Genomic DNA, 22,337 nt, shown 5'->3' on the forward strand with positions numbered 1-22,337 from the left:
ATGAAAGCAGCAGATGAGTAAATCGCAAGAAAATAAAAAAGAAAAAGAAACGACACAGGCGCATGAAATACGGCCCGGCCAATCGATCGAGCTGCTGAAGGAGTTGCATATCCTGACGCGCGACGGCAAGCTGAATCAGGATAGCCGGCGCAAACTCAAGCAGGTGTATCACCTGTACCAGTTCATCGAGCCCTTGCTGCAGGAAATCCAGAACGATCATCCCGACATCACGCTGGCCGATCACGGCGCCGGCAAATCCTATCTGGGCTTTATTCTGTACGATCTGTTCTTCAAGGAGCGCAAGGACAATTCGCGCATCTACGGCATAGAAACGCGTGATGAATTGGTGCAAAAATCGGAAGCGCTGGCGAAGAAACTCGATTTCCCCGGCATGTCCTTCCTGAATCTGTCAGTTGCCGAATCGATCACCTCGGATAGACTGCCGGAAAAAATCGATGTCGTCACAGCCCTGCATGCATGCAATACCGCCACCGACGACGCGATTCATTTTGCCTTGCAGAAGCAGGCAAAATTCATTGTGCTGGTGCCGTGCTGCCAGGCTGAAGTTGCATCAGTGCTGAAAAAGAACAAGGGCAAGACGCTGGCAAAGAATGCGCTGACTGAAATCTGGCGCCATCCTTTGCACACGCGCGAGTTCGGCAGTCAGGTCACGAATGTATTGCGCTGCCTGCAACTGGAAGCGCATGGCTATCAAGTCAATGTGACCGAGCTCGTCGGCTGGGAACATTCGATGAAAAACGAATTGATCATCGCCAGTTACAAGGACTTGCCGCGCAAGCGGCCTAGTGAAAGATTGCAGGAAGTGCTGCAGACGCTGGGGCTGGAAGAAATGCAAACACGGTTTTTTACCGGCACGAAAGCAGAACAGCCGTAGTCACTGGCGCACCATCAAGTTCTGTATCGAATCAGGGGAATTATCTGCGTTGCGTCATGTGACGCAGATAAGCCAGCAAATCATCCAGCTGCGACTCGCTCAATACCTGTTCTGAAAATGCCGGCATCGTCAATTGCGGCCAGCTGCGTACTGCAGACGGATTGCGTATGTATCGACGTAAAAAATTATCCTGAAAATACTCGGTTGGATTGAAAGGCAGATTCAAATCCGGCCCGACTTTCGCATCGCCGCCGCCGTTGATCTGATGGCAGGCTGCGCACTGCATCGTGTAGATATGCATGCCGCGATATTCGGCACTGTCGGCTGCGATGGAGGCTGCCGGCAGAATTTGCGGATAGCGGTTTTGCAGCGGCGTCACCGCGCTGATCACCGCAATCTGGTACGGCCATAGTTCAGGCGTGATGCCGCTTTTTTCCGGCGCCAGCCAGACCAGATAAAACGGCCCGGCGCTGCGTCCGCCCGCCTTCAATGGCGGCCATGGCGCATTGGCCGCTTCGATCGCGAGCCACGGCTGTGCACCGCCGGACAGCAATGCCGTCGGAATATTGGCGACGAAGCCATCTTCCGCCTTGAACTGCAGCACATCCACGTCGCGCACATCGCGCAGGATGGACAGCAAGGGCAGGGCGCGATATTTCATCGGTTGCTTGTAGGCGGAATCGGCTGGCACTTCTATCGTGCGTACATCCGGATGCCTGAGCAAATCGGCACGCGCCAGTAGCTGCTGCTGTTTGCTGAACGACAGTTGCAGCACCGGTTCTGCCGCATGCGCCGGATTGTCGGCGGCACAGAGCAGCCATGCGGACATGCACAGCAAGCATGCACGGACAGCGGGAGAGAAGAGGGTTTTCATATGGCGCAGAGTTTGCAGATGAGGTCGCTGCAGTATAGCCAAACTTCCCGGAAAATTTGTTTTGCGCGCTAGGTGGAGGATGCCATCTGTCATCGCAAAAGCTCTTTATACTGGACGCCATGACATGGTTTCTTTATTTGCTCGAATGCCGCGACGGCAGTATTTACACCGGCATTGCGGTTGATGTGGCGGCACGTTATGCCGCGCATGAAAAAGGCAAAGGCGCACGTTACACGCGTTCGCATCCGCCGCGCCGCCTGTTGGCGATCGTTGAATATGCGGATCGCTCCACTGCCTCCAAGGCCGAATATGCAATGAAGCGTTTGAGTGCAGCGGAAAAACGCGGCTTCTGCCTGCAGCGCAATGGCTTGTGGAGCGTGCACTTGCCCGGCGCTGCAGTTGATTTCGCAAGCCGAAGCTATACCTTTGAAAGAATAAGTGAATGAGCAAGCAATTTTCCAGCGCCTGCGAGCGCAACCGGCAACCGATACTCGATGTATTAAAAAGCGAGCTCACTGCTTGTACGCGCGTGCTTGAAATCGGCAGCGGTACCGGCCAGCATGCGGTGTTCTTTGGCGCACAGTTGCCGCAACTGATGTGGCAGACCAGTGATCTACTGCAGAATCATCCGAGTATTCAGGCATGGATACAGGAAGCGGAATTGCCGAATGTGTTGCCGCCTATCGTGCTGGATATGACGGATGCAGCATGGCCGGCAGAACGTTTTGACGCCGTCTTCACAGCCAATACCTGTCACATCATGGCGTGGCCGCAGGTCGTGGCCCTGTTCGCCGGCGCCGCGCATATTCTGCCGCCGGGCGGAAAATTATGCGTCTATGGTCCCTTCAATTACGCAGGCAAATTTACCAGCCCCGGCAATGCGCAGTTCGATGCCTCCTTGCGCGCACAAGCGGCGCATATGGGCATACGCGATATCGAAGCCATGCAGTCGCTGGCGCAAGAGCATGGCTTCGTCATGCATGCAGATCATGCAATGCCTGCCAATAATCGCCTGCTGGTGTGGCAGCGCATCTGATGCAAAGTTATTTGCCTGGAGTCGGTAGCGTATCTGTTTTGCAGCCCTTGTAACTGACGCCATTCATTTCCAGCAAGGCTGTGTTGCCCTTGTTCCAGAATGTCGTGCTGCCATCCGCGTAACGCGCGCCGGAACCGGAAATCACTTGCGGCAATGTCAGGCTGCGGCCTGCCAGCAATATCTGCACCTTGTTCGCTTCAAACTTTGCAATAAATTCAATCTCATCGCACTTGAATGCGACGCCTTTGCTGGCAAGCGGAGGCGCAACCGTATTTGCATTGACGACGCGTTCCACCATGATGGTGAGCGGCTTATCGGCTTCATTGAACAAAACCGGATGGGCTTCGGTCGAAGTCCACAGCAACTCGTCCTGGCTATCCAGTATCGATGCGCGCACTGCATAGCGATGGCTTCTGTTGATGGCTGACGGGATATAGCGCAGATTGAACGGCGCGGGAACCTGCACTCCGGGACGCAATGTCTGCTGGGCAATGAATATGCCGCTTTTGTCCGCACGACTGACGTCTTCCAGGTTCACGACGATTTTAGAATCCGGCGGCAGCGCGATGCGTTCGCGGTAAATGACGCTGCCCGTCACATTGCCGGAAAGGGCGGGAAGATTGTCCTGCTTGAGTTTTTTTGCGCAGCCGGTGGCAAGCAGGCATGCAGCCAGCAAGGCGATCAGGGAATAATTTCTTGTCATCTTGCGATCCTGAAAAATGATGGGTGAATAAATTGATTGATCAATAAACTGATTGAGCGTTCAGTTTAACGCGTAAGCACGCCGGTTTTGCCGATGCCCTTCTCCGTATCGATGCCTTGACGGGGCTGGTGTGCGCCAGTAGGCTTTACTGTATCGAGAGAGGATGAAGTGCACTGATGCATTTTCATTCTTTCGGCAAACATTCAAGTTACTTTCAAATTTACATTCAATGCATATAGCGCGGTTTCCCAAAACAGTTTTTCTTTCTCTTGCGATATCCATCATGGTTTTTGGCACGACGGCACAGGCTCAGGAGCCTGATGCTGAAACTTGTTCGTCCAAACCGGGTGTCAGGGCGCTGAAAAATTATCCGGACGTATTCAATTTCTATTACGAAAACGATATGTTCACGGGCACCGATCATAATTACACCAGCGGGGCGAAGTTTTCGTGGGTATCTGCCAATCTGGAAGATTACATCAACGATCCCTGCCTGCCCAAATGGGTGCGGCATCTGAACCAGGTTTCGCAAAAGGTGCAGCCGGGTGCTTTCGATTCACGCAATATGGTGGTTAGCCTGGGACAGGCGATGTATACGCCGACCGACAAAGTGCGTAGCGACCTGATTACCGACGATCGTCCCTACGCCGGCTGGCTGTACCTCGGTCTGGCTTACAACGCGCGCGATGACAAGCATATGGATACGGTGGAGATCGATATCGGCATGGTCGGGCCAGCCTCGCTGGCGCGGGAGTCGCAGAATTTCATACACAAATTGCGCGGCATAGATCGTTTTAACGGTTGGAGCAATCAACTCAATAACGAGTTGGGAATCCAGTTGGTGAAGGAAAGAAAAAAGCGGGTCCTGCAGATATCCAATGCTGGCGGACCGAAGATCGACGCCATCACGCATTACGGATTTAGTCTGGGGAACGTGAAGACGTATGCCAATGCAGGGGTGGAATTCCGCATCGGCACCTATCTGCCGAACGATTTCGGGACCTCACCGATCAGGCCTGCCAGCGATAGCAATGCGCCCTTGCCGGCAAATGTGTCGCGTCGCCTGTCCGACGGTGGTGTGCATGCATTTGTTTCGGTGGATGGACGTGCAGTGGCGCGCGATATTTTCCTCGACGGGAATACTTTTTCCGACAGCCACAGCGTATCCAAACGTTATTTCATCGGCGATGTGGCGGCGGGCGTGGCCTGGCAGTGGGTAGGCGGCAAGATCACCTATGCCCACTATTTGCGCAGCAAGGAATTCCGCGGACAAAAAGACGCACAGAGTTATGGTTCGATTACGCTTAGTCTTGAATACTGACGTACAGTTTTATCTGTACGTCATGAGAGATGAAGAGCCGGATCAGACGCCCTCCGGCAGGCCGTCAAAGAATTCAACCGCGCCGGTTTCCAGCGAATATTCGGCGCCGACGATCAGCAAGCCTTCGTTCTGAATCAGGTTTTCCAGCAGCTCCGAACCATGACGCAAATGATTGACTGAAGCACGGATATTGGCGCGCACTGATTGATGCACCAGCGCTTCGTGGTCATGCTTCAATTCGGTTTCAAGCAGCGTGGCGACCGAAGGGCGAATGCGATCAACAATGGACTTCAAATTGCGCGATTGATTTTCATTCGGTCGTTTCAATTCTTCCAGCGTGGCCAGAATGGCGCCGCAATGCGAATGTCCGAGCACCACCACCAGTTTTGTCTTGTAGCGTTCGGCAGCAAATTCGACACTGCCGACTTGCGAAGGCGCGACAATATTGCCGGCCACGCGGATCACGAATAAATCACCCAGTCCCTGATCGAACACCATTTCAGCCGGTACCCGGGAATCGGAGCAGCCGAGGATGATGGCGAACGGTTCCTGGCCATTGGCTACTTCCTTGCGGCGTGCGCCGCCGGAGGAGTGGTCATCGTTGTGAATATCGGTCACGAAGCGATAATTGCCTTCGCGCAAACGTTCCAGTGCTGCTTTTGCTGTTTGCATATTGCTTTTTCCTTGTATTTTTATTCTTGAGTCACTGCCTGCAGCGTCAAACAGCTGGCGCAAACGGCTGAACGTTTATTACTTTAATGCATTCGATAATGGTTTGTGCCGAAAAATTTTCAAGACCGGACGGGAAATGCATGATTGAAATGGTAGTCAGGGAAGGCTGTGCATGCGTATGCAAAGAGTGACGTAGCATGGGAATGCCGCCAGAAAACAGCAGTTAATAATGGAATGAGAAAAGTTGCTGCATGCTCGATACAGCAAGCAAGCCCGTCGATCGTCGGCGTGCGGCTACCTGATCAGAAATCGAATAATTCACCAATCAGATCTTTTTTGCTTTTCTGGCCATAACCTTCCTTGCTATAGCCGAGCAATTTCTCCTGCCGGGCACTTTTGCGTTCGCTGCGATAACGTATTGCAGGTGTTGCTTCCGTTACTGCATCAGCGGAACGTTCTATCAGTTTGTCGAGCTCGCCCCTATCCAGCCATACCCCGCGGCATTGGGGGCAGTAATCGATTTCAATTGCGTGTCGATCCGACGTGATCAAATGCATGTCGCTGCAAATTGGACATTTCATTGTTGTGCCTTCAAGAATTAACACACCATCCCGACCGGGATGCGAAATCAAAACAACAGAAAACAATCAATGGGTGCCGCTGATCAAGCCGGGCAATTGCCACAGGATGATGAACAGCAAAGTCATGCCCAATAACAGTCGTGTATTGCGCAGCAAGATGCGGCGGGGAGACGGCGACAGGCGAGCTGTTGCCAGGGACGGACGGCGTGATCGGCTGACTGGATTCATATTCAGTACTCCTCAAGTGTGGATGCCGGCATGGTGCTGATCGAGGAAGGCGTGGCAGCATTTTGTGATGCCTGTTTGCCCGCTTTCCAATATGAAGCAGGGTAACTGTACGGCTACTTTTTTCTATTGAAAAGTCGAATATAATCAATTTTTCATTCGTAAAAACTGAATATATAGAGGCGTTATGAGTACGATGAATTACAAGCACCTGCATTACTTCTGGGTGGTTGCCAAAGCGGGCGGCATCGGGCGTGCAAGCGAACGCCTGCACTTGACACCGCAAACCATCAGCGGGCAGATCACGCTGTTTGAAGATGTGCTCGGCTACAAATTATTCAACCGCGTCGGACGACGGCTTGAACTCAATGATGCCGGACGTGTGGTGCTCGGTTATGCGGATGAGATTTTTACGCTCGGCGAAGAGTTGCAGGAAGTATTGCGTTTCAGGCCGGGCGGCTGGCCGCTGCAATTTCGCGTCGGTGTGGCCGATGCCGTGCCGAAGGCGATTGCCTATCTGTTGCTGGAGCCGGCGATGGAATTGCCTGAATCACTGCGCATCGTGTGCCGCGAGGGCAAGCTGACCAATCTGCTGGCCGATCTGGCGGTGCACAGGCTGGATATTGTGATTGCTGATAGCCCGATGCCGGCAAATATCGATGTGCGCGGCTATAACCATTTGCTGGGTGAATGCGGTGTCACTTTTTTTGCGACCGATGAATTGGCAGAGAAATATAAAAAGGGTTTCCCAAAAAGCCTGGATGGCGCGCCCTTCCTGATGCCGGGTGAAGATGCCGCCGTGCGGCCGCGTTTGCTGCGCTGGTTCGAGAAGGAAAAAGTACGCCCAAGCATAGTCGGCGAGTTTGACGATGGTGCCTTGCTGCAGGCATTCGGCGGCGCAGGAAAAGGTATTTTTGCGGCGCCGTCAGCGGTTGCGGATCAAATCATCAAGCAATACAGCGTGACGGAAATCGGCCGCACCACGGTGGTTACTGAACAGTTCTATGCGATTTCGGTGGAGCGGCAACTGACGCATCCCGCCGTGGTGGCGATCAGTTCTGCCGCGCGTGAAAGTCTGATCGGCTAGAGGTGATCGCCGGCCAGAGAACATAGTGCGCACCTATCGTGCCAGTTCAGGCGACCGTACATGCTCGGGGCGCACGCCTATGCCTACCGCGTATGCCGGCAGCACGCGCAATGCCGGCCAGCGATGCAGTAGCCGCATGGGCCACGGAGTCGTGATTGCCTGATTCCGTTTGCGCTTGACGAGTGGTATCAGCAAGCGATTCTGTATTGTTACCTGCATCGCTTGCGTGACGCGGGTCGGAAACAGGCGGCGTTTTTGTACTTGCGCCAGCAGCGGCGTCAAGTCTTGTGCGGTGACAGCGGGATCGGCCAGCGACTGCGCCAGTATATTGGCAGTTGCCAAGGCATCCTGAATCGCGAGATTGATGCCGACACCGCCCACCGGCGACATCGCATGTGCGGCATCGCCTATGCACAGCAAGCCCGGCTTCCACCAGTGTTCCAGCCTATCAACCGTCACACTCAGCAATTTGATGTCGTCCCAGCTTTGCAGCGAGCTCACGCGATCTGCAAAGAGCGGCGCGACTGTCGCAAGTTCGGCATGGAAGGCGGCCAGTCCGCGTGCACGTATGGCGGCTATGCCGCCTTTCGGAATGACATATGCACATTGCCAGTAGCTGCCACGATGCAGCATGACAAAAAACTGTCCGGCGCCCAGTCGCGCTCCGGTGCCGGACGGATCGCCGGCCGCCATCGGCAGGCGCATCCACAGGACATCGATGGGCGCACCGAGATCGCGTACCGTGAGTCCGGCCGCTTTGCGCACGGTTGAATGACGGCCATCGGCGCCGATGGTCAGATCGGCATTGACGAGCAGGGGACCGTCAGCCGTCTCGGCACGTACGCCTGTTACGTATCCGTCCTGTTCCAGCAGCGTAGTCACTTCGGCATTTTGCAGCAGGTGAAAATGCGGATAGCCGACCGCGTGATCGCGCAGGAAATCGAGAAATTCCCATTGCGGCATCATGGCGATGAAATTGCATTGCGTACGCAGCCGTGAAAAATCGGCGATCGTCCATGCCTGGCCGGCCACCGTGACGCTCAGCTGGTAGGCCTTGTCATGCGGGCGCTGCAAAAAAGTCTGCAGCAAACCGAGCTCATGCATGATTTGCAGCGTGGACGGATGCACGGTATCGCCGCGAAAGTCGCGTAAAAAATCACCGTGTTTTTCCAGCACGACGACATCCACGCCTGCACGCGCCAGCAGCAAGCCCAGCATCATGCCGGCCGGACCACCGCCGGCAATGCAGCAACGCGTATGAAGCTCATTTGGCATGCATTTCCTTTTTTGAAAATGAATACGGCTAATGCAAGTGCTTCAGGATGCCGTTTCCTGCCTGCGGCATATGGTGATTATGCGGATTGTTTCAAATGAAAGTAAAGCGGAAGGAGGCAGAAATGCGTGTGGCGGGGCAGTGAGCAGATCAGCCTTGCTCATGCATGGAATGATGCAAGGTTTCCATGCATTGCAAAGCTGATTCTATTTTTCAGTATGACTGAATATGTTTACTGGAATGAGCCTGTCTTGGTCGTACTAAATGGAACCACAGTGATATGAGCCGGTTCGCTTGAATCTTCCGTTTCGACGTCAGCATCGTCCTGATTTTCCTGTTCTTCAGTAGCGCGCAGGGTATGCGCATCCGGAATACGTCGGACGTGGGTCAGGAAGTTCGGGTTATTGAGTTCATTGTTGTACATGTCGATTCCTTATCGAGTGCAGCTTGCGAAATTCGGCAAGCGCAGGGGTTGTTATCGCATGTCGCGGTTTTGCATTTAGGCAAAATCGGTGCGCGACCCGAGTGGCGAGAATAAATGAGCCGGTATCGATTGGCGATCAGAGATCATCCCAAAATTTTGTAGGAATGCTCTGACGAAGGTGCTGCAAAAGTGCAGCGAAGATGTAATGAAAATGCAACGAAAGTGCATGTTCGGTGCCAAGTATACCGCTTAATACATTTCGGCGTATTTCACTGCGGTGGAATGGAAGCGTGGTTACGTCTGGCGAACGATGGCGGAATCTGTTGTGGAGACTGAACGGTAATGCTGCGCTGGTTTTCAGCGCAGCGCGATCATAGTGGATTTCTGTGCGGGAAGAAAAATAATCCGGATCTATTTCGGTGCAGCGACAGCTTGTCTAATTTGCATTGTCATCTTTTGCTTCTGCTTCGCGTCTTTCCTGCCGCCATTCCATCGTCGTTTTCAGGATCAGCGTCAGCAGCGCCATGCAGGCGAGCAGGGCGGCAGCGGTAAAGGCGGCTGCCGTTTTGTAATCGTTATTGAGCTGCTCCACCAGCAAAGGCAGCGTCAGGGTTTGATTCATGATGGTGCCGGATACTACTGCAACTGCGCCGAATTCGCCGACTGCCCGTGCATTGGTAATCACGGCGCCGTACAGCAAAGCCCATTTAATGTTGGGCAAGGTCACGTGGCGGAAAATCTGCCAGCCGGTGGCGCCCAGCGACAAGGCGGCGATTTCTTCCTCGGTGCCCTGTTTCTGCATCAGTGGCATCAGGATACGGGCGATATACGGTGCCGTTACAAAAACGGTGACCATGATGATGCCCGGCCATGCAAACATCAGCTGCACATCTTTTGCATACAGCCATTGGCCGATTGCGCCTTCCAGTCCATAGACCACCAGATAGCAGAAGCCGGCGACCACGGGCGAAGTCGCATAGGGAATCTCGACCAGCGTGATCAACAGGCGGCGGCCAAAAAAATCGTAATGCGTGACGCACCATGCGAGCAGAATGCCGAACACCAGATTGATGGGCACCGTCAATACGGCAGCCAGCAGCGTCAGGCCGAGTGCGTGCTGCATGTAATCTTCACCGAGATTCTGTCGCAGCAGTTCCAGGCCGCCACTGAATGCCTGCGTGAAAATCAGGATCAGCGGTAATACCAGCAACAGGATCGTCATTACAATGCCGAGCCCGACCAGAATCCACTGATGCGTGGCGGCAGGGCGTTTGATGGTGGATGCCATGCTTATTTTCCTCCTGCTGTTTTGAACAGCCGTCCCTGCACAACCTGCAGCAGGAACAGCAATAGCAGTGAGGCCAGCAAGACCACGGAGGCGATGGCCGCAGCTGCCGGGTAGTTGTATTCCTGCAGACGGACGAACAGCATCAGCGATGTGACTTCAGTCTGGAAGGGGATATTCCCGGCAATCATGATGACGGCGCCGAACTCGCCCAGGCTGCGGATGAAGGCTTGCGAGGAACCAGTAATCAGGGCGGGGATCAGCGTCGGCAAAATCACGCGCCAGAAAATCTGCCACTTGTTTGCGCCCAGCATCAGCGCCGCTTCTTCCAGCTCGTTTTCCATGTCTTCCAGCACAGGTTGTACCGAACGCACGATGAAGGGCAGGCTGGTGAAGATCATCGCCACCACGATGCCGGGAAATGCATAGGAAACCTTGATGCCGAGGATGGTGAACCATTGCCCAAGCCAGCCGGTGGGAATGAACAGTGCAGAAAGCGTAATGCCGGCCACCGAAGTCGGCAATGCAAACGGTAGATCGACCAGAGAATCAATCAGGCGGCGACCGGGAAAGTCGTAACGCGTAATGATCCACGCCAGCAGGAAGCCGATGAAGGTCACGATCACGGTGGAGTAAAACGCACCCATCAGCGTGACTTTGTAACTTTGCAGCACGCGCGCATCGGTAACCGCGAACCAGTATTGATCGAAGCTCATGCCGCTGACGTAGACCAGCAGTGCCGAAACTGGCAGCAAAATTACCAGGCTGATATACAGCACCGAAAAGCCGAAGCTTATCGAGAAGCCCGGCAGGATCGGCGTGTTGCGGAAGAAGCGGAGAGACAAATTCACAATAGGGTGCTCGGCGGCAGTGAGGCGTTGCGATAAACGCGATTCAGAAAACAAAACGACCATCCAGATGACGGATGGTCGTGTGGAAGGTGGCATTGTAAACCACCGTCATCCCGAATGACAAAGAACAACGCTGATGCAACAGGATCGCTGTTGCATCAGCTGCCTGACTTAGTTCCGTTGGCTGAGCAATTGATCCAGCGTCGCGCCGCCGGCGAAATGTGCAGCCTGAATCTGATCCCATGTACCGAGTACTTTGGTTGGATCGATCAAGCGTACTTTTGCGTAACGATCCGCCACCACTTTCGCGACATCCGGATGGTGCACGCGATAGTTGAAGGTGGTCAGCAGCAATTGAATTTCACGCGAGTATTCGTAGTTAAGGTAAGCGGTGGCAACCTTGCGGGTGCCTTTTTCATCGACGACCTTATCGACCACGGCAACCGGAAATTCAGCCAGCACGGAAACGGGTGGAACGACGATTTCGTATGCGCCGGATTTGAACTCATCGCTCTTTGCGATATTGATCACTTCCGATTCAAAGGTCAGCAAGGCATCGCCCTGATTGTTTTGTGCAAATGCCACGGTGGCACCACGGCCGCCGGTAGGGAAGTTCACGACATTGTGCAGCAGCTTGCCGACGAATTGCTTGGTCTTGGCCTGGTCGCCCTTGAATTTTTCATTCGCGTACAGCCATGCGCCGAGATAGGTATAGCGCGCATTGCCCGAGGTTTTAGGATTCGGGAATACGACTTTCACGTCGTCGCGTACCAGATCGTCCCAGTTCTTGATGTTCTTCGGATTGCCTTTGCGTACCAGGAAGGCGATGGTGCTGTAGTAAGGCGAAGCATTGTTTGGAAATGCTTTTTGCCAGTCTTTACTCACCAGGCCGCGTTTGGCGAGGATGTCGATATCGGTCACTTGATTGAAGGTGACGGTATCGACTTTTTTGCCTTGCAGGATATCTTGCGCCTGGCGCGAGGTGCCGGCAAACGATTGGTCGATCTTCAGATCCTGACCGGTTTGCGCTTTCCATTGGGCCTGGAATTTCGGATTGATGGCGGCAAAGACTTCGCGCGCAACGTCGTACGACGCATTCAATATCGGTTTGTCCTGCGCCTGCGCGGCGCCTGTCAGCAGGGTAGCCGCAGCGGCTGTGAGTAAAACAACTTTTTTCAACATAAGCTACTCCATGTTTGCGTAAAAATTCGTGGCAGGAAAATGATCACCTAGTCGCAATACTGCGTGTCGGCAATGATGTGAATCCAAGCAACTTCCCGAGTGGAAAGAAATATATCAAATATCCTTATTCGTTCCAACGATAGTTTTCGCATGTGATCATGCGAAAAAAGCATAAGGGGCGGTTTATGGTGATTGATACGAAGAAAACCCATATTCAATAACCACAAACCAAAAAAATAAACCCCAAAAAAAACGCCCCGAAAATTCGAGGCGTTTCATATATTTACTGCTGCTATAAAAGCATCAGCCATTCAATAACTGATGCAATCAAACCAAATCAACCCAGGTTTTTCGCAACGAAATCCCAGTTCACCAGCGCCCAGAACGACTCAACATACTTCGGACGCGCATTGCGGTAGTCGATGTAGTAAGCGTGTTCCCACACGTCGCAGGTCAGCAACGGTGTGTCGGCGCCGGTCAATGGGCAGCCGGCGTTCGAGGTGTTGGCCAGATCGAGCGAGCCGTCGGCTTTTTTCACCAGCCAGGTCCAGCCGGAGCCGAAGTTGGTGACGCAGGATTTGGTGAATTCTTCCTTGAACTTGTCGAAGGAACCCCATTTTGCGTTGATAGCATCAGCAACTTTGCCGCTTGGAGCGCCGCCGCCGTTTGGTTTCAGGCCGTTCCAGTAGAAAGTGTGGTTCCAGACTTGCGCTGCATTGTTGAATACGCCGCCGGAAGATTTCTTGATGATGTCTTCGAGCGATGCGTTTTCGAATTCGGTACCTTTGATCAGGTTGTTCAAATTCGTCACATAGGTCTGGTGATGCTTGCCATAGTGGTATTCGAGTGTCTCTTTGGAGATATGTGGAGCAAGTGCATCCAACGCATAGGGCAGTGCCGGCAGGGTATGTTCCATGGTCGTCCTTTTAGGGGTTAAAAATAAGTGTTCTTTTTGAAAGGGCTTATTGTAAGACGGTTATGCAATGCTTGCACACGACGCAAGTCAATTTCCGTGAACGTGGCTTGGAGGGCGCAGGGGGAGACAAATAGTCGAAACGATGACAGCGTTCGTTTTATCAGTTTTTCACGGTGCCTTTTATACTGCTTTACTCCAGAGTTTGCTGCACGCTGGCAATGCCGATCTGCGCGGTACCGTCTGCCAGCCGTACTGTGACATTCTGTCTTGGCCGCAACTCCTGTGGCGCACGCACGATATGCCCTTTTTCATCGCTGATGATGGCATAACCGCGTTCCAGCGTGCGTTGCGGATTGAGCATTTCCAGTTGTGCGGAAAGTGCGCGCAAACGCTGCTCCTGCGTGGCGTTGCGCGTCTTCATCTGGTTGCTCAGGCGACGCGCGTGTTCGGCGACGCGAGCGCGCTGGATGCGGGTGTCAGGTAATTGTGTCAGCCAGCGATTGCGCAAATGCGCCAGCGCAAACTGCGCCTTGCCGAGCGGAATGCGGGTGGCGTGTCCCAGACGCGCCTGCAGGTTTTGCAGTTTCATCTGCTTGTGCGCGATTGTGGCTGATGGGCTGATCAGGCGGCGCGATAACCAGTCCAGCGTTTGCGCGGAATCCGACAACTGTCTTTTCAGTGCGCGGCGCATATCGTCGGCTTCGGTTTGCAGCCGCGCCAGCCATTCCGTGCGCGGCGTCGCTGCCAGCTCTGCCGCCGCAGTTGGTGTGGGAGCGCGCACATCGGCGGCGAAATCGGCAATCGTAAAATCGGTTTCGTGGCCGACGCCGACGATGACGGGAATATCGCAGCCGACTATCGTGCGGGCGACGATTTCATGGTTGAACGACCACAGGTCTTCTATGCTGCCGCCACCGCGGCATACCAGCAACACATCGCATTCGGCGCGCGCCGAAGCGGTGGCGATCGCCTGTGCGATCTTGTTGGCGGCGCCTTCGCCCTGTACCGGCGTCGGATACAGGATGGCGCGCACATGCGGTGCGCGGCGTTGCAGCGTCGTCAGGATATCGCGCAGCGCAGCGGCTTGCGGACTGGTGACGATGCCTATCGTGCGGGCAAATGCAGGAAGCGGGCGTTTGCGCGCAGGATCGAACAAGCCTTCAGCCGCCAGCTTTTCCTTCAACTGCAAAAACGCTTCGTACAGATTGCCGACACCGGCGCGCCGTATCGCTTCCACGCTCAGTTGATAATCGCCGCGCGGCGCATACAGCGTGACCAGAGCACGCACTTCTACCCGGTCGCCTTCGCGCGGCATGAAATCCGCATATTGGGCACGGCCGCGAAACATCACTGCACGCACCTGGGCCGCATCGTCTTTCAGCGTGAAATACCAATGCCCGGAAGCGGCGCGCGTGAAGTTGGAAATTTCGCCGGCTATCCATGTGAGCGGAAAGCTGCGTTCCAGCATGCGGGAGACCGCCTGGTTCAATGCAGAGACGGTGAGCACGTTTGGTGTCGGCGTCTGGTTCGGATTCGGATAATCGGTAGGCATGGCTTCTTACTTGATTTGTACTTGAATTTGCGCAGCGCTCAGCGCGCCGACCGTGTTTTATATAAGGTTGCAGCACCTTCTGCAACCAGCAAGAATACGGCAATCCAGATGGGAATGTAGGTCAGCCATTCGTGCGGCTTGATGCTTTCTCCCAGCAGCAGCGCGACCAGAACCAGCAGCACGGGTTCTACATAACCAAGCAGGCCGAACAGGCTGAGGCGGAGTATCTGGCTGGCGACCATATAAAAAATCAATGCACATGCGCTGATGACGCCGAGCAACGGGATCAGCAGATAGAGTAATGGATGTTCTCCTAGCGCTGTCAGATCGAGATTGCCCGCGTGGATGAACCACAAGCCCACAGGCAACAGCAGCGTCATGTCAAACCACAGACCGCCCAGATTGTTTGCACCCAGGCGGCGGCGTAACACGAAATACAGCGGATAGCCGAAAGCTACCACCAGCGTTTCCCATGAAAAGCTGCCAACCTGAAACAGTTCGTTGGCGACACCGCACACGGCACAGAGCGCGGCCAGTTTCTGCAGCCGGGAGAGACGATCCTGATAGACGATGCGGCCGGTCAGCAACATGGTCAATGGCAGCAGGAAGTAACCCAGCGAAACATGCAGCGCACGACCATGCAGCGGTGCCCACATGAAGAGCCATAACTGGATGCCAAGCAGCGCAGAGGTGGCGAGCGCGCCGATGAAAAGCAGGGGTCGGCGGCGCACTCTTTGCGCCAGCGTGTATATCAGTTGCTGGCGGCCGCAAGTCCAGATGAAGAGCGTCAGGAAGGGGAGTGTCAGCAGTGTACGCCAGCCGAAAATTTCTTCACCGTCAAGTGGAGTCAGCAGTGTCGAATAGAAATACAGAACGGCAAACAGTGTCGAACTGAGCACAGAAAAAATAATACCTTTGGACACTGCAACTCCATCATCAATAGGCCGGATTATTCGAGCGCTCAAGTATAAGGATTTCTTTGCGGATGGAAGTGCGTATTTGCCGAAATGCCCGACTTTGTACAGGGCCAATTCTGATGAATGGCCGGATTTGCGTTGTTCATGGCTGGATTTGCATCATGTCAAGGCTATATGACTGCACGGCGTCGGCTTCACATGTCCGGCGTATTGCATTATGATGAGTGGCTTACTAAAGCAAGGGACGATCTCTCAAGGCGTAAAAACACGCTGTTGATGAAGAGGCAGGATAGAAAAGTTGGCCGCCGAATCTCGATTTCGGCCGTTGCTGCCAACAGGATTATGCGGCTTCCAGAGATGGAGGCCGTTTTCTTTTTTCGTCCCGATGGATTGGGTATGCGAACCTGAAGCTGGCTTCAGGTCTTCGCTTGTTTAATCGCCTGAAGCAATACTTCAGGCATGTAGCTTTGCCGGCACGACATTAGCAGGAGCTGTGATGGATTACGAAATACCGGAATCGTTGGTCAATGTACTGTTGGGGATGATAGAAGCCGAATCTCCCCTGGCAAAACGCCTTACCGAACATGGTGTATGTCACGGTAACATGATCGTGCCCAGCAAGCTGTTTGATGCTGCGGCGCTGAACAATCTGTACACTTTGTGCAAGGCACAGGACGAGCGCGCGCTGATGTTTCAGTTGCTGGCGCAGGATAATATTCTCGGCGCACCGCAAGCGCGAAAAATTCCGAGTCTCGACAAGCTGGTGCCTGGCTTGGCCGCCTATCTGTCACGTGATGTGATCGACGGCTGGCTTTACAAGCGCAACAAGGACGGCGTGCTGTTGCCTTGGCTGGTGCATAGCTTGCGCTATGTGGTGCCGGATCTGGGTGCGCCTTATGTTGTGGTCGATCTGCTGGCCAACACGATGCCGGCCGCCAACAAGGAAACATCGTCCGACTACCGGATGCGCCGTTCGGGCATGACAAATGCGATCGTGATCAATACACACGATATCGCCAACCGCACCATTCCCGAGTTGCTGACTGAACGCGGCTACTTCAAGGAGTGCGCCGAATTCAAGCAGGAGTACGAGGCACACGCCAAGTCTTTTCTCAAGCACCAGACGCAATTCGGCGCGCAGTTCGTGGCGCGCCATTCGGCTTTTTACAATGACGAAAAATCCCGTTTCCATCTGATGCGTATACGGGATGGCGTTTCCGCGAAATGCGTCAACGATGAAGAGATGCTGGATCGCCGTTTTGAAATGAGTGCGGATTGCTCGTTCTGGCGCGACGCTGGTTTCGAAGTCGGTTTTGAAAAAATTCCGCTGCACTGCTATCTGTACATGTTCCATCTGGAACTGCACCAGAATATCTGGGTGCACGTGCAAAACCTGACGGCATATCAATACAAGCCCGAGTTGCGCGACAAGCTGATTCTGCCTGATCACCATCGCGATCTGATCGACATCCTCACCGCCGACATGACGGTGCTGATGGAAGATATCGTCGAGGGAAAATCGGGCGGCACCACCATTTTGTGCAAGGGCGCGCCCGGTTTGGGCAAGACGCTGACCGCTGAAGTGTATTCCGAAGTCGTCGGCAAGCCGCTGTATCGCGTGCATTCCGGTCAACTCGGCATTACGGCAGCTTCGGTTGAACACAACCTGTCGCAGATCTTGCGTCGCGCCGCGCGCTGGGACGCGATCCTGCTGCTGGATGAAGCCGACGTGTACATACGCTGTCGCGATAACGATCTGCAGCACAATGCAATCGTGGCGGAATTCCTGCGTACGCTGGAATACTTCAATGGCTTGCTGTTCATGACCACCAATCGCATTCAGGACGTGGACGATGCCATTCTGTCGCGCTGCATTGCGACCATCCAGTATGAAACGCCGTCGAAGGAAGACGCCATGCGTTTATGGAAAGCCTTGTCTGCGCAATTTGGCGTCGAATTGTCGGACCAGCTGATCGATGCATTGAGCAATACCTATGCAAAATCGAGCGGCCGCGACATCAAGGAATTGCTGAAACTCACTTCCAAGTTCTGCAAGAGCAAGAAAATCCCGTTCTCTGAAGAGACTTTCAGACAATGCGCGATGTTTCGCGGCATAGCCTAGCGTGCTGTCACGGCAGGCGGGCATGATGCTCGCCTGCCGGCGGAAATCAAGGTGAAAATACGCTGGATGTGCACAGCTTCATTTTTGTGCAGCGTGAAAAAACGCTTTGAAATCAAACGCTTTGCGTTCTTCCATGCAGTTGCGCACAATGTTATCCACAGAAAATGTGCACAAGCTGCAAACTCATCGGTTCTTGGGTAATGAAAAGAATTTCATGGATTGCTCCGATGACGGTTAACATGGCGTAGCGATGTATTCCGGCCGTTTCGGCACCGCCGGAAACTTGCTCTCGTTGCGCCAAACCGTTACATTCTCCATCCAACCTTATTTGAACCAAGAAGGAGCTTCCTTTGCTCGCCATTATTCATGCAGCAGGCTGGCCGATCTGGCTGCTGCTGATCGCTTCCGTTATTGCATTGACCCTGATTATCGAACGCAGCCTGTATTTGCGCCGGCGTCGTATCCTGCCGCCGAACTTGCTGGAAGAAGTGGTGCGGGTTTATCACAATGGCAAAATTGATGCGAACGTGGTGGCAACACTGGAAAAGAATTCGCCGCTCGGTCGTGTACTGGCCGCCGGTTTGCGCAACGTGAATACCCCGCGCGATGTGATGAAGGAATCGATCGAGGAAGCCGGGCGCGGTACTGCGCATGAGCTGGAGCGTTTCCTGACGACGCTGGGAACGATCGCCACACTGGCGCCGCTGATGGGTTTGTTTGGCACCGTGGTCGGCATGATTGAAATTTTCGGTTCGCAAAATGCGACCGGCACCGGCGCCAATCCGACGCAACTCGCACACGGGATTTCGATCGCACTGTACAACACCGGTTTCGGCCTGGCGATTGCGATGCCTTCGCTGGTTTTCTATCGTCATTTCCGCGCCCTGGTCGACAGCTTCCTGATCGATATGGAGCAGCAGGCAGTGAAATTCGTTGATATCGTGCATGGCGCACGCAAATGATGCCTGTCACTAAGAGCCGGAGAAAAGACGTCTCATGAACTTCCGCAAAGGACAAGGTCGCGAGGACCCGGAAATCAATCTGATCGCGTTCATCGACGTGTTGTTGGTGATCCTGATTTTTCTGATGGTGTCGACCAGCTACAGCAAGTTCACCGCTTTGCAGATTACATTGCCGACTGCGGATGCGGAAAAAGCGATGGAACGGCCATTTGAAATCAATGTCATTGTCGATGCGCAGGGCCGATATGCGGTCAATAACACGCGGGTCGCGGTGCAGAATCCGGAAGCCCTGGCCGAAGAATTGACTGCGGCGGCAAGTGCATCCGGTAAAGCCGATGTAGATCCGGTCGTTATCATTGCGGCAGAGGCCACTGCCACGCATCAGAGCGTGATCAATGTGCTGGAAGCAGCGCGTATCGCCGGCTATTCCAAAGTGACCTTCGCGGCACAGACCAGCGGTAAAAAATAAACCTTGTCGCTGCCGTCTGCTGCGGCAGTGTCTTTCATTCACGGAAGCGTGCCCTTGGTCCTGCAACGTTCTACTCTCGAAGAATTTTTTAAGCGGACGTGGGCGCGGCGCGGCCTGGCGGCTTGGCTGTTGCGCCCTTTATCCTGCCTGTTCGGTGCGCTGTCTGCCTTGCGCCGCCTGTGTTATCGCCTCGGTATCGCCAAAACGCATCGCATGCGGGTGCCGGTCATTGTGGTGGGAAATATTTTCGTCGGCGGAACCGGTAAAACGCCGCTGACGATCTGGCTGGCGCAGACATTGCAGAAGGCGGGTTTCCATCCAGGCGTGATTTCGCGCGGCTATGGTGCCAGCAGCGATGTGCCGCGCCTTGTCACCGCACATGCACTGGCGCAGGAAGTCGGCGACGAACCCTTGCTGATTGCCCATCGCACGCAATGCCCGGTGATGGTCGGGCGCGATCGGGTCGCCGTTGCGCAGGCTTTGCTGGCAGCGCATCCGCAAGTGGATGTGATTATTTCGGATGATGGCTTGCAGCATTACCGTCTGGCACGCGATATTGAAATCATGCTGTTCGACGGACGCGGCAGCGGCAACGGCTGGCTGCTGCCGGCCGGTCCTTTGCGTGAGCCGGTATCGCGGCGGCGCGACTTTACCGTGATCAACGGCTCGCCGGAAGAAACGGCGATGCCGCCGGATGTGATTCAAATGCGCTTGTCCGGCGTGATGGCCGAGCCTTTGGCAGCGAGCAATCTGCCGTCGGAAAATTTGCCGTCGCGCGCATTGCGTTCGTTTTCTGTCGTTACCACCGGCTTTTCTCCGGCGCGGATACTGGCGGCTGCCGGAATCGGCAATCCGGGGCGTTTTTTCGCCCAGTTGCGGGCTGCCGACCTGCAGTTTGACGAGATGCCATTGCCGGATCATTACGATTTTGTCGATAATCCTTTTGCTGAAGTGAATGCCGATGTGATTCTGATCACGGAGAAGGATGCAGTAAAATGTCGGCAAAACGATGCACTAAGAAACGATCCGCGCGTGTGGGTTGTACCTGTAACTGCGCATCTTGATGGTGCGTTTGCTGAACAAATTGTGGAGAAACTCCGTGGACACTCGATTGCTTGATATTCTGGTTTGCCCGGTCTGCAAAGGCCCGCTTGAACATGATAAAAAAACGCAGGAACTGATTTGCAAGGTCGATAAACTCGCCTATCCGATTCGTGACGGCATCCCTATCATGTGGGCCGACCAGGCGCGCGATTTGCAGACGCCTGCGGCCGGCTGAGGCTGGCCGTCGCCATTCCGGAATTCATCGATGTCCTTTACCGTCATCATTCCCGCCCGTCTTGCTTCCACCCGCTTGCCGAATAAACCGCTGGCCGATCTGGGCGGCAAGCCGATGATCGTGCGCGTGGCGGAACGGGCCATGCAATCCGGCGCGGCACGCGTCATTGTGGCGACCGATCATGCCGATATTTTCGCTGCATGTGCGCAAAACAATGTGGCCGTGCAAATGACGCGCACCGATCATCCGTCCGGCACCGACCGCATTGCGGAAGTGGCGGCAGCGCTCGGTTTGTCCGACGATGCGGTGATCGTCAATGTGCAGGGCGATGAACCACTGATCGATCCCTCGCTGATTGCCGCCACCGCGACCCTGATTTCGCGTGAGGTGCCGATGGCAACGGCGGCGCACACGATAGACGATATCGCCGATGCCTTTAATCCGAATGTGGTGAAGGTCGTGCTGGATAAATCCGGACGTGCGTTGTACTTTTCGCGGGCGACGATCCCCTGGCATCGCGACGGTTTTGCGCAAGGCAGGGAGCAACTGCCGACAGCTTACGCGCCGCTGCGCCATATCGGTTTGTACGCATATCGGAATGCCTTCCTTCAGGCGTATCCTCAACTTGCTGTATCGCCGCTGGAACAGATCGAAGCGCTGGAGCAATTGCGCGTGTTGTGGCATGGTGTGCCGATTGCCGTGCACGTCACTCCGCATGCGCCTGCAGCAGGCGTGGATACACCGGAAGACTTGTTGCGCGTGCGTCGTTATTTCACGCAATGATGGCGTGCTTTGTTGCAATGCAACAAAGGCAAAACATGGATTTGATATAATTTTGTGGTAAGTTTCGTGCAAAGTTCATAGCGCAAATCTATAAATCACGACTATCCTCCGGCGCCGCTATCGCGCCTTTCGGTAATAGAATTCAAAACTCGTTTTAGGAAAAATTTCATGCGCCTCATCCTTTTAGGAGCGCCTGGTGCCGGTAAGGGCACGCAAGCTGGTTTCATCAAAGACAAATACAATATCCCGCAAATTTCCACTGGCGACATGTTGCGCGCTGCGGTCAAGGCAGGCACGCCATTGGGCATCGCTGCCAAAAAAATCATGGACGAAGGTGGCCTGGTATCGGACGACATCATCATCGGCCTGGTCAAGGACAGATTGAAGGATGGGGATTGTGCAAACGGCTATCTGTTTGATGGCTTTCCGCGCACCATTCCGCAAGCCGATGCAATGAAAGATGCCGGCGTCGCCATCGATTACGTGCTGGAAATCGATGTGCCGGACGAAGCGATTGTCGAACGCATGAGCGGCCGTCGCGTGCATCCTGCATCCGGTCGCACTTATCATGTCAAATTCAATCCGCCGAAAGAGGCAGGTCGCGATGATGTGACCGGCGAAGAGCTGATCCAGCGCGACGACGACAAGGAAGAAACGGTCAAGAAACGTTTGTCCGTCTATCACGACCAGACAGAAGTGCTGGTTGGCTATTACAACAAGTGGGCAGAATCCGGTCAGCCGGGTGCGCCCAAGTATCGCAAGATCGCCGGCGTCGGTCCGGTCGATCAGATTCGCGACAACGCCTTTAAAGCGTTGGAAGGCTGAACATAAAGCGGACCATGTGTCCGCTTTTTTCATGCCTGTTCATTTATTTGCGTAGCCGCTTGTTCTGGTTCTTATATCGCTATAGCATTAAACCGTATTGATG

At 54.3% G+C, this 22,337-nt stretch carries 25 protein-coding genes; 12 read left to right on the forward strand and 13 right to left on the reverse strand.

Annotated elements, in window-relative coordinates:
- Nucleotides 1–13 precede the first annotated feature (13 nt).
- Nucleotides 14–895 (forward strand): class I SAM-dependent methyltransferase, encoded by an 882-nt coding sequence (locus ABWP27_RS03160; protein ID WP_353153308.1) that lies wholly within the window; start codon nt 14–16, stop codon nt 893–895.
- 40 nt (nt 896–935) lie between these two features.
- Here ABWP27_RS03160 and ABWP27_RS03165 read toward each other — a convergent pair whose 3' ends face one another.
- Nucleotides 936–1,724, reverse strand: coding sequence for a cytochrome c (locus ABWP27_RS03165; protein ID WP_353153310.1), 789 nt, complete (start codon nt 1,722–1,724; stop codon nt 936–938).
- Nucleotides 1,725–1,888: 164 nt separating this feature from the next.
- Between ABWP27_RS03165 and ABWP27_RS03170 the strand changes: the two genes are divergently transcribed.
- Both ABWP27_RS03170 and ABWP27_RS03175 read left to right on the forward strand, forming a co-directional pair.
- The gene (locus ABWP27_RS03170; protein ID WP_353153312.1) at nt 1,889–2,215 is read left to right on the forward strand and encodes a GIY-YIG nuclease family protein; all 327 of its coding nucleotides are present in this window, start codon (nt 1,889–1,891) and stop codon (nt 2,213–2,215) included.
- Nucleotides 2,212–2,805 carry a DUF938 domain-containing protein gene (locus ABWP27_RS03175; protein ID WP_353153314.1) on the forward strand — a complete coding sequence of 198 codons (594 nt, stop codon included), beginning with the start codon at nt 2,212–2,214 and terminating at the stop codon, nt 2,803–2,805. The genes ABWP27_RS03170 and ABWP27_RS03175 overlap by 4 nt, the downstream gene beginning before the upstream one ends.
- 7 nt (nt 2,806–2,812) lie before the next feature.
- Here ABWP27_RS03175 and ABWP27_RS03180 read toward each other — a convergent pair whose 3' ends face one another.
- Nucleotides 2,813–3,508 carry a YbaY family lipoprotein gene (locus ABWP27_RS03180; RefSeq protein WP_353153316.1) on the reverse strand — a complete coding sequence of 232 codons (696 nt, stop codon included), beginning with the start codon at nt 3,506–3,508 and terminating at the stop codon, nt 2,813–2,815.
- A gap of 283 nt (nt 3,509–3,791) precedes the next feature.
- Between ABWP27_RS03180 and ABWP27_RS03185 the strand changes: the two genes are divergently transcribed.
- The gene (locus ABWP27_RS03185) at nt 3,792–4,829 is read left to right on the forward strand and encodes a lipid A deacylase LpxR family protein (RefSeq protein WP_353153318.1); all 1,038 of its coding nucleotides are present in this window, start codon (nt 3,792–3,794) and stop codon (nt 4,827–4,829) included.
- A gap of 42 nt (nt 4,830–4,871) precedes the next feature.
- On the opposite strand, the gene ABWP27_RS03190 is transcribed toward ABWP27_RS03185, so the two are convergent.
- From ABWP27_RS03190 to ABWP27_RS03200, 3 genes are all read right to left on the reverse strand, one after another.
- Nucleotides 4,872–5,501 (reverse strand): carbonic anhydrase, encoded by a 630-nt coding sequence (locus tag ABWP27_RS03190; RefSeq protein ID WP_353153320.1) that lies wholly within the window; start codon nt 5,499–5,501, stop codon nt 4,872–4,874.
- A gap of 302 nt (nt 5,502–5,803) precedes the next feature.
- Nucleotides 5,804–6,082, reverse strand: a complete 279-nt coding sequence (locus ABWP27_RS03195) for a TFIIB-type zinc ribbon-containing protein (RefSeq protein ID WP_353153322.1) — start codon at nt 6,080–6,082, stop codon at nt 5,804–5,806.
- Nucleotides 6,083–6,148: 66 nt separating this feature from the next.
- Complete coding sequence (locus ABWP27_RS03200) at nt 6,149–6,310, reverse strand: hypothetical protein (protein ID WP_353153324.1); 162 nt, start codon at nt 6,308–6,310, stop codon at nt 6,149–6,151.
- A 184-nt stretch (nt 6,311–6,494) separates the two neighbouring features.
- On the opposite strand from ABWP27_RS03200, the gene nhaR reads away from it, so the two are divergent.
- Nucleotides 6,495–7,394: a transcriptional activator NhaR gene (gene nhaR, locus ABWP27_RS03205; protein ID WP_353153326.1), complete on the forward strand. Its 900-nt coding sequence runs from the start codon at nt 6,495–6,497 to the stop codon at nt 7,392–7,394.
- Between the two features lie 33 nt (nt 7,395–7,427).
- Here nhaR and ABWP27_RS03210 read toward each other — a convergent pair whose 3' ends face one another.
- The 8 genes from ABWP27_RS03210 to rarD all read right to left on the reverse strand — a co-directional run bounded on the left by ABWP27_RS03210 (nt 7,428) and on the right by rarD (nt 15,800).
- Nucleotides 7,428–8,669: an FAD-dependent oxidoreductase gene (locus tag ABWP27_RS03210; protein ID WP_353153328.1), complete on the reverse strand. Its 1,242-nt coding sequence runs from the start codon at nt 8,667–8,669 to the stop codon at nt 7,428–7,430.
- A 230-nt stretch (nt 8,670–8,899) separates the two neighbouring features.
- Nucleotides 8,900–9,091: a hypothetical protein gene (locus ABWP27_RS03215; RefSeq protein WP_353153330.1), complete on the reverse strand. Its 192-nt coding sequence runs from the start codon at nt 9,089–9,091 to the stop codon at nt 8,900–8,902.
- A gap of 436 nt (nt 9,092–9,527) precedes the next feature.
- A complete protein-coding gene (cysW, locus tag ABWP27_RS03220) occupies nt 9,528–10,379 on the reverse strand; it encodes a sulfate ABC transporter permease subunit CysW (protein ID WP_353153332.1) in 852 nt (283 codons plus the stop codon).
- Between the two features lie 2 nt (nt 10,380–10,381).
- Nucleotides 10,382–11,227, reverse strand: a complete 846-nt coding sequence (gene cysT, locus ABWP27_RS03225; RefSeq protein WP_353153334.1) for a sulfate ABC transporter permease subunit CysT — start codon at nt 11,225–11,227, stop codon at nt 10,382–10,384.
- Nucleotides 11,228–11,398: 171 nt separating this feature from the next.
- Nucleotides 11,399–12,409, reverse strand: a complete 1,011-nt coding sequence (gene cysP, locus ABWP27_RS03230; protein WP_353153336.1) for a thiosulfate ABC transporter substrate-binding protein CysP — start codon at nt 12,407–12,409, stop codon at nt 11,399–11,401.
- A 337-nt stretch (nt 12,410–12,746) separates the two neighbouring features.
- Complete coding sequence (gene sodB / locus ABWP27_RS03235; RefSeq protein WP_353153338.1) at nt 12,747–13,325, reverse strand: superoxide dismutase [Fe]; 579 nt, start codon at nt 13,323–13,325, stop codon at nt 12,747–12,749.
- A gap of 190 nt (nt 13,326–13,515) precedes the next feature.
- A complete protein-coding gene (gene xseA / locus ABWP27_RS03240; RefSeq protein ID WP_353153340.1) occupies nt 13,516–14,877 on the reverse strand; it encodes an exodeoxyribonuclease VII large subunit in 1,362 nt (453 codons plus the stop codon).
- A gap of 38 nt (nt 14,878–14,915) precedes the next feature.
- The gene (rarD, locus tag ABWP27_RS03245) at nt 14,916–15,800 is read right to left on the reverse strand and encodes an EamA family transporter RarD (RefSeq protein ID WP_353153342.1); all 885 of its coding nucleotides are present in this window, start codon (nt 15,798–15,800) and stop codon (nt 14,916–14,918) included.
- Between the two features lie 490 nt (nt 15,801–16,290).
- Here rarD and ABWP27_RS03250 point away from each other — a divergent pair, with 490 nt between their 5' ends.
- From ABWP27_RS03250 to adk, 7 genes are all read left to right on the forward strand, one after another.
- Nucleotides 16,291–17,916 carry an AAA family ATPase gene (locus ABWP27_RS03250; RefSeq protein ID WP_353153344.1) on the forward strand — a complete coding sequence of 542 codons (1,626 nt, stop codon included), beginning with the start codon at nt 16,291–16,293 and terminating at the stop codon, nt 17,914–17,916.
- Between the two features lie 350 nt (nt 17,917–18,266).
- On the forward strand, nt 18,267–18,878 hold the full coding sequence (locus tag ABWP27_RS03255; protein ID WP_353153346.1) for a MotA/TolQ/ExbB proton channel family protein: 612 nt from the start codon (nt 18,267–18,269) through the stop codon (nt 18,876–18,878).
- Between the two features lie 34 nt (nt 18,879–18,912).
- Nucleotides 18,913–19,347, forward strand: a complete 435-nt coding sequence (locus tag ABWP27_RS03260; protein WP_353153348.1) for an ExbD/TolR family protein — start codon at nt 18,913–18,915, stop codon at nt 19,345–19,347.
- Nucleotides 19,348–19,395: 48 nt separating this feature from the next.
- Nucleotides 19,396–20,466 carry a tetraacyldisaccharide 4'-kinase gene (gene lpxK, locus ABWP27_RS03265; protein WP_353153350.1) on the forward strand — a complete coding sequence of 357 codons (1,071 nt, stop codon included), beginning with the start codon at nt 19,396–19,398 and terminating at the stop codon, nt 20,464–20,466.
- Nucleotides 20,447–20,626: a Trm112 family protein gene (locus tag ABWP27_RS03270; RefSeq protein WP_353153352.1), complete on the forward strand. Its 180-nt coding sequence runs from the start codon at nt 20,447–20,449 to the stop codon at nt 20,624–20,626. The genes lpxK and ABWP27_RS03270 overlap by 20 nt, the downstream gene beginning before the upstream one ends.
- A gap of 30 nt (nt 20,627–20,656) precedes the next feature.
- Nucleotides 20,657–21,409, forward strand: coding sequence for a 3-deoxy-manno-octulosonate cytidylyltransferase (kdsB, locus tag ABWP27_RS03275; RefSeq protein ID WP_353153354.1), 753 nt, complete (start codon nt 20,657–20,659; stop codon nt 21,407–21,409).
- Nucleotides 21,410–21,577: 168 nt separating this feature from the next.
- Entirely contained in the window at nt 21,578–22,234 is a 657-nt protein-coding gene (gene adk, locus ABWP27_RS03280; protein ID WP_353153356.1) for an adenylate kinase, read from the forward strand.
- The last annotated feature ends 103 nt before the right edge of the window (nt 22,235–22,337 follow it).

Origin of the sequence: Herminiimonas fonticola, from assembly GCF_040395855.1 — a bacterium.
Lineage (GTDB): Bacteria > Pseudomonadota > Gammaproteobacteria > Burkholderiales > Burkholderiaceae_D > Oxalicibacterium > Oxalicibacterium fonticola_A.

What these genes read in the sequence shown, in the direction of transcription:
- ABWP27_RS03170 (WP_353153312.1), top strand. Translation starts at nt 1,889, where the DNA reads ATGACATGGTTTCTTTATTTGCTCGAATGCCGCGACGGCAGTATTTAC.
- ABWP27_RS03165 (WP_353153310.1), bottom strand. Translation starts at nt 1,724, where the DNA reads ATGTCCGCATGGCTGCTCTGTGCCGCCGACAATCCGGCGCATGCGGCA.
- ABWP27_RS03200 (WP_353153324.1), bottom strand. Translation starts at nt 6,310, where the DNA reads ATGAATCCAGTCAGCCGATCACGCCGTCCGTCCCTGGCAACAGCTCGC.
- cysW (WP_353153332.1), bottom strand. Translation starts at nt 10,379, where the DNA reads ATGGCATCCACCATCAAACGCCCTGCCGCCACGCATCAGTGGATTCTG.
- ABWP27_RS03160 (WP_353153308.1), top strand. Translation starts at nt 14, where the DNA reads ATGAGTAAATCGCAAGAAAATAAAAAAGAAAAAGAAACGACACAGGCG.
- ABWP27_RS03195 (WP_353153322.1), bottom strand. Translation starts at nt 6,082, where the DNA reads ATGAAATGTCCAATTTGCAGCGACATGCATTTGATCACGTCGGATCGA.
- ABWP27_RS03215 (WP_353153330.1), bottom strand. Translation starts at nt 9,091, where the DNA reads ATGTACAACAATGAACTCAATAACCCGAACTTCCTGACCCACGTCCGA.
- ABWP27_RS03250 (WP_353153344.1), top strand. Translation starts at nt 16,291, where the DNA reads ATGGATTACGAAATACCGGAATCGTTGGTCAATGTACTGTTGGGGATG.
- nhaR (WP_353153326.1), top strand. Translation starts at nt 6,495, where the DNA reads ATGAGTACGATGAATTACAAGCACCTGCATTACTTCTGGGTGGTTGCC.
- kdsB (WP_353153354.1), top strand. Translation starts at nt 20,657, where the DNA reads ATGTCCTTTACCGTCATCATTCCCGCCCGTCTTGCTTCCACCCGCTTG.
- ABWP27_RS03210 (WP_353153328.1), bottom strand. Translation starts at nt 8,669, where the DNA reads ATGCCAAATGAGCTTCATACGCGTTGCTGCATTGCCGGCGGTGGTCCG.
- ABWP27_RS03190 (WP_353153320.1), bottom strand. Translation starts at nt 5,501, where the DNA reads ATGCAAACAGCAAAAGCAGCACTGGAACGTTTGCGCGAAGGCAATTAT.
- ABWP27_RS03180 (WP_353153316.1), bottom strand. Translation starts at nt 3,508, where the DNA reads ATGACAAGAAATTATTCCCTGATCGCCTTGCTGGCTGCATGCCTGCTT.
- sodB (WP_353153338.1), bottom strand. Translation starts at nt 13,325, where the DNA reads ATGGAACATACCCTGCCGGCACTGCCCTATGCGTTGGATGCACTTGCT.
- adk (WP_353153356.1), top strand. Translation starts at nt 21,578, where the DNA reads ATGCGCCTCATCCTTTTAGGAGCGCCTGGTGCCGGTAAGGGCACGCAA.
- ABWP27_RS03185 (WP_353153318.1), top strand. Translation starts at nt 3,792, where the DNA reads ATGGTTTTTGGCACGACGGCACAGGCTCAGGAGCCTGATGCTGAAACT.
- xseA (WP_353153340.1), bottom strand. Translation starts at nt 14,877, where the DNA reads ATGCCTACCGATTATCCGAATCCGAACCAGACGCCGACACCAAACGTG.
- cysP (WP_353153336.1), bottom strand. Translation starts at nt 12,409, where the DNA reads ATGTTGAAAAAAGTTGTTTTACTCACAGCCGCTGCGGCTACCCTGCTG.
- ABWP27_RS03175 (WP_353153314.1), top strand. Translation starts at nt 2,212, where the DNA reads ATGAGCAAGCAATTTTCCAGCGCCTGCGAGCGCAACCGGCAACCGATA.
- ABWP27_RS03260 (WP_353153348.1), top strand. Translation starts at nt 18,913, where the DNA reads ATGAACTTCCGCAAAGGACAAGGTCGCGAGGACCCGGAAATCAATCTG.